The sequence below is a fragment of the Leptospira wolffii serovar Khorat str. Khorat-H2 genome (genome assembly GCF_000306115.2).
In the GTDB taxonomy this organism is placed as follows: domain Bacteria; phylum Spirochaetota; class Leptospiria; order Leptospirales; family Leptospiraceae; genus Leptospira_B; species Leptospira_B wolffii.
In genome coordinates this window covers 208,629-219,548 of record NZ_AKWX02000023.1, presented here as the reverse complement: position 1 = coordinate 219,548, position 10,920 = coordinate 208,629, and the positions used below count along the sequence as shown (strand labels likewise).

The following is a 10,920-nucleotide window of genomic DNA, read 5'->3' as shown; positions in this document are numbered from 1 at the left end:
ACTTTCGAATTCTACCGCCTCAGGAACCTGTGGAGGAGGTGGCGGTGGACCCGGTTCCGGCTCTGCAAACGATCCTGAACCGAATGAAACTTTTGCAGGCGCATACTCTATCAATCTAAGCGGAGGAGTTGGGTATACCTTCTCTTTAACAGGTCAGATTTCTAACGGCAGCGATATTGATCTTTTTTCCTTTCCAAGTGCGACTATCCGAAAGGGTGTTACAGCTACATTTGAAGGATCCTCAACGGCAAATTGTTATTTGTATGCAAATGGGGATAACCAAAGCGGCAATTCTACATCTGTTCATTCGTCAGACCCCGGAGATTTATTTCCCCAAGGCGCTGGAGCTTCTGTTATTATTGGTCCAGGCAGCCCTTTGCATTATATGTATCTAAAATGCGAAGGAACATCAGGGCAAACTTATTCATTCACAATTACAGTAGACCAAATCTACAGCTCCTCCGGTGGCTCCGGATCCGGCAGTTCCGTAACCACGGAAGACAGTTATCTATCCCAAGCCATCTTCGACTCGCTCGTCTCTATCGATACGGGCAAATCTTACACACAAAATTCGGTAGATAAATGCCTGAAATCGATTCGGACTAAAGGCAGTTTATATGCGATTGCAAAAGGAGAAGCGGTAAAACAGGCAAAAATCTGCGGAACATCGGCCGAAATACCCGATCGAAGTATCTTCTTAAAAGACGACTGCACCTTAGAAGAGACTCATTGGATTCAAATCGATTCATTCGGAATCCCATAAATGAAAAGAAATAACGATTAATAGGAATCGACCATGCTCAAAATTAAATCTCTTAGACCGGTTCAGGCAAACCGGGAAAAGTATGCGGGCGTAACTTTCTATAAGACACCTGCATGATTTACACAATTCTTAGTAATCGTAGAATATTCAGAAGAATCGATCTTAACTTGAAGATTCGGTCCATCTATCTGCGGATTCTATTTGTCGGTATTCTATTCTGCCTATCGTCTCCGATTTTTGCGGCTGATTTACTCCTTTCCAACGGAGACGGATTCATTCTGGATCTAATTTCCGAAGACGAACGAACCGTCACCGTTTCCTGGAAAAATCGAGTCTATGTGATTCCCAGATCCGAAGTTTTGAAATTAGACGCGAGCAGAAAAGGACCTCATTCCTCTTATCGGACCTCGCATTTCATTCTGAAAGATAGTACATCAATTCGGGGAGTCTTAGCGGAGGAAAAGGAATCGTCTTATACAGTTAAAACGGATTTAGGTTACTTGGATATAGACAAGTCTCGAATTAAAAGTACGAAGATCCCGCAAGACCAAGATGCAAAACTTCCTTTAGAATTTTTAAGCGAAAAAATGGCTCAACCCGAAACGAAATGGGGAGGTTCCCTTTCCACTTACGCAGGAATAGGTTCAATCTCAGATTCCGCTCCTCTTTGGCTATCCGGTTCCTTATTTATCGAACCGGCTTACTTTAAATTGGGAGAAAGAAACCAACTCGGTGTCAGAGTCGATGCGCTCGGTTCAACAGGCGGATCAAACGCGAGATATTCCGTATTAATGCCGGAAATTTATTTGTTTAGAGGATTTGGATTCTCCGAGGAAAGAGATTTTTATCTGTCCTTTGGAATAGGGCCTGCCGCCGTTCAATCCAAATCAGGAGGAGAAACTCGGTCGGGCGTAGTTCCCGGTGCCCATTTAGAAATCGGTTACCAAGGTTGGAGATGGGAGACTAGCTTCCTAAGGGTCGGGGGAAAGGTTTTATGCTTCGCTGACGCCTCTTCTCCATTTTGCACCGCGGGATTGGAGTTCTCTTTTGGAGCGAGACTTTGAGAACGATGCTTATTAGAATTTCAATATTTATTAATCCTCTTTTTCTCAAAGGCATAACTCTATACCTTTCGATCTTATTTATTGCCATAACCGGTTGCGATTCCCCATTCGCATGGGGGGAAGATAATAACGATTTAAAAGTCGATTCCTTTTGGATTCAGCCAGGCTCCACTAAAATTGGAGTGAATTTAAAATGCTCCGCCGAATCCGACGCATACGCATATGCGATAGGTTCTTCTAATTCGCAGACCAGCATGAGTTTGTCCCAAGCGAGAGTACATTATCTTCCGATCCAAGATTTAATCCCCAGTTCGAATTATACTTTAGTTTTCGGATGCGGTAAGATATCGAATTCGAATCCTACTCGTCTACCCTTTACGACCTGGGTTAGCGACCAACCCATCGTTTCCAGAGGAATTTACCTTGTAGGTGGCGTGGATGGAAACGGATACCCGATAGCCGAAGTGGATTTATTCGACCCGGTAGAATCAAAATGGTATCCGGCTTTTACCTCGGTCCCTACTCCAAGAAGTTTCGCTCTTACTATCTTTCATAAAGGAAGAATTTTTGTGATTGGGGGAGCCAAAAGAGTCTCGGGCGGAAGCTGGACCGTAACAAATGAGGTGGAAGCCTTCGATCCATTTACCAAGACCTGGACTTCCCTCTCTCCCATACCTGCGACTTTGCACGGAGCAGTAGGCGGAAGTTCCGGAGATGAAATTTACGCTCTCGCAGGTAGCACTTCTCTAAATACCACTTCCGGCACCCTTTTAAATACGGTTTATCGCTTTTACCCGGACATAGGATCGACCGGCACTTGGGCGAGTCCTTTCACTTCTCAAACTTCCATATTCCCGAAAATAGACATGTCAGGTTGCGCATTTGATGGAACCTTCTATTTTACCGGGGGTAGACAGTACAATGACGGCTCCGCGTCGGCCACTTCGGATAGCTATATCCCTTCTCTCAATGCCACCTCAGCCATAACCGAATCATCGCTAATTACCGCAAGACATGGGGCGGCAATCGCTTGTTATCGCCCACAAACCGGAGACCCGAATCCCGGAGCTTCAAAATATGTTTTGATCGCCGGAGGGTCCAGCGGTTCAAATTTCTTTCAACCGGTTACAAGCGTATCACCTGTATCAAACTATGAAGTCTATGCGATATCAACTACAAGTAATGCTTTTGCGACAGGACCTTCACTTTTGCAGGCATTGTATTTTCCCGCAATGGAAATATCCTACGATCTAAATCAGGCTTACGTTTTTGGTGGAGCTTCGACAATCAACGTCCCGACCGATTTCGTCCATTCGATAGGATTATCAAATCCGACCGGCGGCCCCTGGACTCTCTCCACACAAAGAATGCCGAGAGCACGCTATGGTCATAAGGCGGTAATCTTAAGATGAAATTAACGTTCAAAATAACTTTTAGCTTTTTATTATATATTTCAATTTCTTTAACATCCGGGCTCTCTTCCGAAGAAGACAGTGTTCAGTCGCAGATTCGGAATTTAATCAATTTCGGAAAATACCAAGAAGCGGGAGAAATCCTAAAACCATTGTTGGAGAATAATCCAGCGGACGTAACCCTAGGTCTTTTTCAAACCGAAATATGGATCGGCATAGGGGAGAATCTCTATCAAAAGAAACAGTATAAAAGCGCTTTTCCATATTTTTCAAAAGCGTTCGATGCCTGGCCTAGTCATCCTTTATTACGTTCTCGCTATGAGGAGCTAAAAGGAAAACCTTTAAAAGACCTCATACAAGCCCCCGCAGAAATCAAATCCAATAACCCGAGATTCTCCAGTTCGGACAAAACCGTTTTTATCTTCGATCCGAGCCTACAAGAAGCTTCGGTTAGGCTTAAATTCGAGTATGATGAATTATTTAAGTCTCTTGAAGAGGCAAAGAAGAAAGTAGATTCCCCAGATCCGAACTCGACCAAAATTAATTTAGAATTACGATATATATGGTATTCATTAATTTCGCTTGCTGTTCTCTCGTTAGTTAATATCTATTTATCGATTCGGAAACGATAAATATCACAATGTCCAAACTTTTATTCAAAAACGCTCTTCGTATACTTAACCTTTCCTCATTTTCCAAACGGATCGGATCTTTTCGCTGCGAAAATCCTCCGGATGGGTGGCCTTGGTTAGATCCTGGATTTCTTCCCAGAGGATTTCGTCTTCGTCCATTTTGAATTTACGAAAATTCGTGGAGAAGAATAAAACCGCACCGGAAGCGGCAAAGTCCTTGTATAGCGAATTCAATAAGAAAGGATAATCGCTTTGCACATCGAAGGAATCTCTCATCTTCTTGCTATTGGAGAATGTGGGAGGATCCACTATGATGAGATCGTAAAGAGTTCTATTCGGATTGTTTCGCTCTCTTTTCAACCATTCCGCAATATCCTCTCTCAAGAATTCATGAACGGAAGGGTCGAAGCCGTTGAGTCTAAAATTCTCCTCGGCCCAATCCAGATAATTGCGGGATAGATCCACGCTGGTGATTTTTTTCGCTCCTCCGTCCGCGGCGTATACGGAAAAAGAACCGGTATAGCAGTAAAGATTTAGGACCTTCTTTCCGGAAGATTCCTTTCGGACCAAGTCTCGGGTAGCTCTATGATCCAGAAAGAGCCCGGTGTCCAGGTAATCGCTCAGGTTGATCTTGAATTTAAGTCCGCCCTCTTTTACGACGATCGATTTGGAAGCCGTATCCAACTTTTCGTATTGCAGATTTCCTTTCTTCTGTTCCCTCTTTTTCCAAAAAAGGTTATCCGCCTCTACTTGCAATACTTCTAATATGATTTCCCGAATTGAAGCTCTTTCTTCTTCTCTTTCCTCTTCGCTAAGAGGATAATCGTTTTTGTATTCGGATACCAAACAATAATCTTCATACAAATCCACCGAGACGGGAACCTGAGGTATATCCCGGTCATAAACCCGAAAACAGGTAATGCCTCTTCTTCTCGCCCATTTCTTCCAGTGTTTGGACATTCGAGCGAGTCGATTGGAAAACATTTCGATATGCTTCATTATTCCCAGATTTTAGGGTCCACGTCTATAAGCGGATATTTTTTTGCGTCTCCGTCGTTATAATGCCACCACTCCGAAGGCATTTGTCGGAACCCATGCTTTGTCAAAACTCGAACGAGTAAACTCAGGTTTTCGGCTACCTTGGGCGAGAGATCCGTTCTAAAGGGGGACGCTTGCATACTGAAATCATCGTAAGCGCTAGGCATCTCCAATTCCTTGCCGGAAGAATCCACCAAGGTGAGATCCACTGCCCCTCCTCTATTATGCACCGAGCCGCCCTTGTTCGGATCTCCAACATACCTTGGATTCGGAACTTTTTCCCAAAGGATTCTCTGCGCGTAAGGAGGACGGTATCCATCCCAAATTTTAATCCTATACCCGAACGTTTGGAACTCCCCATTTGCCGCTTTTAATTTTTCCGCAGTTTCCTTTCTAAGTAAGCAAGTTTGAAAAGAATAGACCCGCCCATTCGTAAAATTCTCTTCCGTAGCATATCTCAGATCCACGACTAGATTCGGATCGATGTCTCTTACGTTCACAAGACCCTTTATTTCCCGGACAGGAAGAGGCTTTATCGGTGATGCCGGTACCGGATCTTTACAGAAGAATAGAAAAAATAGGGAAAGAAATATTACCGATCGGGAAAACATTCCACAAATCTTATGGAGAAGAATGGAATGTCAATCCCAATGAAGCGGTTAGAGTCTACCCGCTCTCACGAAACGAGTCTTATAATATTCCTCGTCCAGGGAATTCACGGTCACCCCCTTGGTCACCGAGGCGTGTACGAATTTCCGATCCTTGAGATAGACTCCCATATGGCTGATCTTCTTGCCGTAAATATTAAAGAATACCAGGTCCCCTTCCTTCAAGGAAGATTCTGAAATCGATTTCACCTGTTCCGCGATATTTTCCGAAGATCCGGAAATATTCTTAGAATAAGCCTTTTGCACCAACTTAGAGGCGAGAGTGGAGCAATCGATCCCGGACTCGTCCTTTCCGTTATCCTTATGAGGAGTTCCATACCATTGGAAGGCTCCACGATACAATTCCAAATTATCTTCGGATCCGATTTCGATCTTCCATTTTTCCGAGAAGAATTGTTTCAGATCCTTTTCGGAGGGGGATTTGGCCTGTTCTGCGACGGCCACCAAAGCGAAGAAAGGCAGTCCTAAAAACAAAACCATACTCAGGTTTTGTTTAAGGAGTTCCTTCCCTTGCAAAACTTTAGAACGGAATATTTCTAAGAACCTTTTCACGTCGTTTAAGACCGTGAAAAGGAGGAATTGGTTCGCGAGAATCGGCGCTTGTTCAGATTTTTTTCAACCAGGAAGAAATGACCGGCACGATTTCCGAAACATCGTTCGTGAAAATCATATGTTCTTTTCCGGGGACCAAGTAGAAGAATTTGGGCGACCTGAGTCGGGAATAAATTTCACGTACGTAGCTCTCGGGAAAAATATGATCCTTCTCCGCATGTATTAGAAAAACGGGAACTTGTATCTCTTCTACGGGCTTCTGCAAAGGAGTCTTAAGCAAGGACCGCATGGCTCTAAGAGAAACCCAAGTCACTGCCAGGGGATCCCGATCGATCAACGTCCCTATATCCGTTCCATCTTTGAAATGTTCCCGGGAAAGATCCAGATAGAAAGACACCGGAATCGAATATCCTTGGTAAAGTTCCATGAGCTTATCCGCCACCGGGACCAAAAATACAGGAAGAGAGAACCGAGTCAGAATCAGGTTGTCCTTTCCGTTTAAATCCGCGAGGTTATGACATACCACCGCCGCTATGGAATCATCCTTTGCGGCCGCATAGAATGCGACGATCCCTCCCTGACTACTCCCGGATACGATGACCTTGGTTCCGAATCTTTTCTTCGCATATTCAACCGCCGCCAAAGTATCGTCCGTCAATTCTTGGATCGTATAATCTCCTCTAAGTCCAGTGCTTTCTCCGTGGCCCCTCGGATCCAAGCCGACCACGTGGTATCCTTCCTTCCAAAGAGCGTGCTGGTATTCCGCGTAAACATTGGAATAAGCGGTGGTTCCGGGAACGAATACTATCGTATTGGCATTCTTTACATTAGAAGTCCGAACGGTCAGAAGCAGACTATTTCCGGAAGATTCGATACGTATTCTTTCCGCATCGTAAATATCCGCCGGATAGTTCATTCGTGAAATCATTCCCTTTCGATAATCCTCGAGGACTTTCGGATCAGGTAGGCTCCGATTCTGAAAAGATCGACTCTTAGCATACCATGCGACGTGAAACAAGACGACGAGAAGCAAAATCCAAAATAATGATTTTTTGCCTCCGGATACGGTTATATGCGATTTCATACTTTCCTTTTTTTGAATGCGATTTTCAGCTGATTTCCCAGACGAATTCCCGGATTCTTTCGTTCACGATCTCGGGATGCGCTCTCTGGATCCAATGATTGCTGTCGTAGCTGTATTCCTTATAGGAATCGCAGATTTTCTCATGCAAGCCGTAGAGCTCCGGACGAATCGCAAAATCCTTAAGAGGAATCAGCACCTGGACCGGGATTTTGATATGCTCCGGAACCGGATACCTTTCGCCTCTCAGTAATTCCCGGTAAAGATTGATCGTGGAAACGCTGGAGTTCACGATCTCCGCCTTGGTCTTCTGTCTTAAGGCGTCTCCTTTCGGGACTCCCCCCAAATTCATGGCAAGGTTCCAGAAGAATCCGGAGAAGGTTTTCCAAATCCATTCCGGAAAAAAAGGAAGTTGGAAGTATAGAATGTACCAAGACCTTCTAGCCTGGGAGAGAGCCTTAAATAGAGAGACCGGATTTAGGGACAAAGCCATCTTAAATACGTTTTTCTGTCCCAATACCGGATGAGGCCCACCCATAGCGGTATAAGACTTGGCCCAAACGGATTTTTTTTCATCGGCGACAAAGGCCCAAGTAATCAATGCCCCCCAGTCATGGGCCACCAAATGCACCGGCTTTTCATTTCCTATAAATCGAATCACCGCCTCCAAATCTTCGAAGATACGTCTAACGTTGTAGGCTTTCTGTTCCCGGGGTTTGTCCGATTTTCCGGATCCCCTCAGATCCAATGCAGCCACATTGTATTCGTCCTTTAATGCCTCCAGTTGGTAGGACCAAGTGCGATGGTCGTCCGGGTATCCGTGTATGAAAAGAATAGTGGGTCGGTTCGGTCTTTCCTTTGCGGTATGATTGTATTTTACATAGATGGAGACGTCTCCGTTTCGAACGAAGGTCTCCTTGAAGGAAGAATCTTCTTTGATTCTTGATATTCCGTTTTCCGTTTTAGTCGCTAACATATTTTCGCCTCCGATTGATCAGGAAAGTTTCTGTCCGATTCTTTCGAGCCCTCTCAGTAATCCGGGAGAGAGTCTAGTTAGAAAACGTAGAAACTTAGAAGTGAATCCCGGAAAGACATGCATCTTTCTCTTTTCCATACCTCTCACGATGGCTCTAACCACCATCTTGGGACTGTCTACGATCGCAGGAGGAACCACCTTCTTTTTATCCGTTCCGAATTGTTCGGATTTCAAAATGGCAGTATCCGCGAAGAAAGGATATACGTTGGTGGTGTAAACGCCATGATTACGGTATCCGGAATCCAACGCTTCACCTAATGCTCGTATACCGAATTTGGATACGGAATAATACACCAATTCTCCCGGAGCGGTGATACCTGCAACGGAGGAGAGATTCACGATCTGTCCGTATTTTCTTTGCAACATTCCAGGTAGGAAGAGTTGGCTTAGATAAATAGGCGCGTACAGATTCACATCCAGGATCAACTTCCATTTAGGTGCAGGCACATCCAGGAGCTTTCCCATAAACGCAAGTCCTGCATTATTCACGAGAATGTCCACTTGAGGATGGATCTTTATCGCTTCCTTATAAGCCTTTCCGCAACCCGCTTCGTTACTCAGGTCTGCACCAAAGCTCCCCAAGATTTTCCCTTCCAAGGGCTGGGAGCTACCGGTATAGTATTCCGGCTTCGTGTCCGGTGCCTTTAGATCCGTTAAGATCAGGTTGGCTCCCTTCTCCAGAAGTTGTTTGGTCAATTCTTTTCCGAAACCGCCGCTCGCTCCGGTGATTAGTATATTCTTTCCGCGTAATCTGCTACTCATGCAATTTCCTTATATTTATGTTCCGGGGACGCGAATATCGCCTTGCTCAAATCCAAATTATCCTCCTGTTCGGGATGGAAATTCGGTTTAAAGTATCTCAGAAAGGCCGCAAACGCATGGAAGAAAAGTTTTTCGTCCACGAAGATGAAACGAAACGCGTCTCTTCTGGTCTTCCATTTAAAAGTAAGTCCGTCCTGCCAAAGTAGGATCTCAGTACCTATGAATGTCGCCGCCCAAAATACCACCGTCACACCGAGAAAGGCGACGATCCTACGGAAGTAATTTCCGCTGATATCCAAAAACACGTCGTAAGCTGCGGACTTATGCTCTATCTCTTCCGCCGCATGCCATTCCCAGAGACGTTTCATCTCCGACTCCGCCTTGTCCAAAGCGCGGATCTGCAATCCGACCGTGGCCACGAGAGAAGTATAATGTTCCGCACCCGCGGTAATGGCCATGCAAGCCTTAGGACTCGCGAATCTTTCCACGAATTTTTCGAAGAACGCGTTCACGAAGCGCACGAATGCTTGGATCCTATATCCTTGATCTTCCAATAACTTCCAGGTTTTCTTATGCTCCCCGGCGTGCTGGGCCTCTTGTCCTATAAATGCCTTGGCATTCCTCAAAACCCTCGGATCTTTGATCTTACCCAGAAACTTCTGGGTACTCCGTATAAAGAATCTTTCTCCGTCAGGAAAGAATAGAGTCCAGGTATTCAGGATATGGGACTTATAGGCGGAATTATCCAGCCAATGCTTGCTCGTTCCGTTTTCCGTAAATTCGAATCTGGGTTTTCTGACCGGGTAGAAATGGAAATCCTTATCCTCTAAAATACGGTTCGTCATCTAACTCAACCTTTTGCTTTTTATAATATTCTATTTTCACTATACGATCGAAAGGCCTTAAACGGCGGCCTTCTCCCGAGCCTTCGCGTTGCGCGATGTCTTGGATTTTTTCTCCTTCCATAGGCGAACATGAGGAAGATCGTCGTCCAACCAATACGCGGTGGATTCTGTCACCACCAGAATCTCCTCCCATTTGGAACCGAAAGAACGGAAAGCGTTCGGACCGGAATAGATCTTGCCTATATGCGGTTCCACCGCCCAGAGCCCCGGCTCGGCCCGGTAATGGGAGGATTCGCTCCATAGAGGAGAATGTCCTGAATTTCCAGGCAGGAACTGTTTTACCATCTGTGGAAGTAGATAAGCGAATGTCTGGAATGGAAAACCGTTCACTCTCCCTCCCGGAAGATTATAGGCGGGAAGTCTTCCTACCTTATGACCCAGCACTCCCTGAGGATAAACGGAATGACAGTTAACGTATCCGCCGGCGCGAATCCTTGCATCCACTTCCAGATAGATCTCTGATAGGGTTCTTTCCTCCAGGACTCTTCTGAGGATGAGGGACCTGTATTCTTCCAGATCCATAAGACTACGATCATGTTCCGGGTTTTCTCCGAAGGAAAAAGAGTATCCTATGTCCGCAGCCCTGCCCGCAAACGTGGGAGCCACATCCAGAATGACCGCCATCCCTTCTTCTAATCTGCGATTGGAAGGTTGAAATTTTCCTCCGAAATGGGGAAGCAGTCCTTCTCCTCTCGTTAGATATCCTAAAGAAAGAGGCCTCTTGAATCCGCGGAATGCGGTGCGGTCTCCGAACCATGCGAATCCATAATGGAAGAAGGAGGTTCCTCCCGCCTTACGGATATAATCGTCGATTTTTCTTGCGGCTTGTTTTTCCGTGATCCCAGGAAACAATTCCTTTCTCACGGCTTCCACCGCCTCATAAGCGATGGCCTGCACTTTCTTATAAGCTTCTAATTCTTCTTTGGAATAAGACTCAACGGACATTCACCTTCCCCCGTCTCGCATAACCGAAAAATAAGCGAGGTAAGTTTTATCCTAACAGATAT

The 10,920-nt window shown here is 45.3% G+C and carries 11 protein-coding genes; 3 read left to right on the top strand and 8 right to left on the bottom strand.

All coding sequences use genetic code 11. The annotated features are described in order from the left end of the window. Positions 1–385: 385 nt before the first annotated feature. The 3 genes from LEP1GSC061_RS19160 to LEP1GSC061_RS19150 all read left to right on the top strand — a co-directional run bounded on the left by LEP1GSC061_RS19160 (position 386) and on the right by LEP1GSC061_RS19150 (position 3,239). Positions 386–763, top strand: coding sequence for a hypothetical protein (locus tag LEP1GSC061_RS19160; protein WP_040510032.1), 378 nt, complete (start codon positions 386–388; stop codon positions 761–763). Positions 764–876: 113 nt separating this feature from the next. Then, complete coding sequence (locus tag LEP1GSC061_RS19155; RefSeq protein WP_040510030.1) at positions 877–1,827, top strand: LA_3334 family protein; 951 nt, start codon at positions 877–879, stop codon at positions 1,825–1,827. A 182-nt stretch (positions 1,828–2,009) separates the two neighbouring features. Next, a complete protein-coding gene (locus LEP1GSC061_RS19150) occupies positions 2,010–3,239 on the top strand; it encodes a Kelch repeat-containing protein (protein ID WP_198014290.1) in 1,230 nt (409 codons plus the stop codon). A gap of 677 nt (positions 3,240–3,916) precedes the next feature. Here LEP1GSC061_RS19150 and LEP1GSC061_RS19140 read toward each other — a convergent pair. From LEP1GSC061_RS19140 to LEP1GSC061_RS19105, 8 genes are all read right to left on the bottom strand, one after another. Further along, the gene (locus LEP1GSC061_RS19140; RefSeq protein ID WP_016547275.1) at positions 3,917–4,870 is read right to left on the bottom strand and encodes a class I SAM-dependent methyltransferase; all 954 of its coding nucleotides are present in this window, start codon (positions 4,868–4,870) and stop codon (positions 3,917–3,919) included. After that, a complete protein-coding gene (locus LEP1GSC061_RS19135) occupies positions 4,870–5,409 on the bottom strand; it encodes a M15 family metallopeptidase (protein WP_232218519.1) in 540 nt (179 codons plus the stop codon). Before LEP1GSC061_RS19135 ends, LEP1GSC061_RS19140 begins: the two co-directional genes overlap by 1 nt. 159 nt (positions 5,410–5,568) lie before the next feature. Further along, positions 5,569–6,129 carry a C40 family peptidase gene (locus LEP1GSC061_RS19130; protein WP_016547344.1) on the bottom strand — a complete coding sequence of 187 codons (561 nt, stop codon included), beginning with the start codon at positions 6,127–6,129 and terminating at the stop codon, positions 5,569–5,571. A gap of 52 nt (positions 6,130–6,181) precedes the next feature. After that, positions 6,182–7,045: an alpha/beta hydrolase gene (locus LEP1GSC061_RS19125; protein WP_198014289.1), complete on the bottom strand. Its 864-nt coding sequence runs from the start codon at positions 7,043–7,045 to the stop codon at positions 6,182–6,184. A gap of 193 nt (positions 7,046–7,238) precedes the next feature. Further along, a complete protein-coding gene (locus LEP1GSC061_RS19120; RefSeq protein ID WP_016547160.1) occupies positions 7,239–8,186 on the bottom strand; it encodes an alpha/beta fold hydrolase in 948 nt (315 codons plus the stop codon). A gap of 18 nt (positions 8,187–8,204) precedes the next feature. Next, on the bottom strand, positions 8,205–9,008 hold the full coding sequence (locus tag LEP1GSC061_RS19115) for an SDR family NAD(P)-dependent oxidoreductase (protein ID WP_016547174.1): 804 nt from the start codon (positions 9,006–9,008) through the stop codon (positions 8,205–8,207). Beyond that, entirely contained in the window at positions 9,005–9,853 is an 849-nt protein-coding gene (locus LEP1GSC061_RS19110) for a metal-dependent hydrolase (RefSeq protein WP_016547277.1), read from the bottom strand. The genes LEP1GSC061_RS19115 and LEP1GSC061_RS19110 overlap by 4 nt, the downstream gene beginning before the upstream one ends. 57 nt (positions 9,854–9,910) lie before the next feature. Beyond that, complete coding sequence (locus LEP1GSC061_RS19105) at positions 9,911–10,858, bottom strand: M24 family metallopeptidase (protein WP_016547237.1); 948 nt, start codon at positions 10,856–10,858, stop codon at positions 9,911–9,913. Positions 10,859–10,920: the final 62 nt, after the last annotated feature.

Excerpts from the sequence above, each read along its gene's own strand:
- LEP1GSC061_RS19160 (WP_040510032.1), top strand. The coding sequence starts at position 386 with ATGTATCTAAAATGCGAAGGAACATCAGGGCAAACTTATTCATTCACA.
- LEP1GSC061_RS19155 (WP_040510030.1), top strand. The coding sequence starts at position 877 with ATGATTTACACAATTCTTAGTAATCGTAGAATATTCAGAAGAATCGAT.
- LEP1GSC061_RS19140 (WP_016547275.1), bottom strand. The coding sequence starts at position 4,870 with ATGAAGCATATCGAAATGTTTTCCAATCGACTCGCTCGAATGTCCAAA.
- LEP1GSC061_RS19125 (WP_198014289.1), bottom strand. The coding sequence starts at position 7,045 with ATGAACTATCCGGCGGATATTTACGATGCGGAAAGAATACGTATCGAA.
- LEP1GSC061_RS19120 (WP_016547160.1), bottom strand. The coding sequence starts at position 8,186 with ATGTTAGCGACTAAAACGGAAAACGGAATATCAAGAATCAAAGAAGAT.
- LEP1GSC061_RS19115 (WP_016547174.1), bottom strand. The coding sequence starts at position 9,008 with ATGAGTAGCAGATTACGCGGAAAGAATATACTAATCACCGGAGCGAGC.
- LEP1GSC061_RS19110 (WP_016547277.1), bottom strand. The coding sequence starts at position 9,853 with ATGACGAACCGTATTTTAGAGGATAAGGATTTCCATTTCTACCCGGTC.
- LEP1GSC061_RS19105 (WP_016547237.1), bottom strand. The coding sequence starts at position 10,858 with ATGTCCGTTGAGTCTTATTCCAAAGAAGAATTAGAAGCTTATAAGAAA.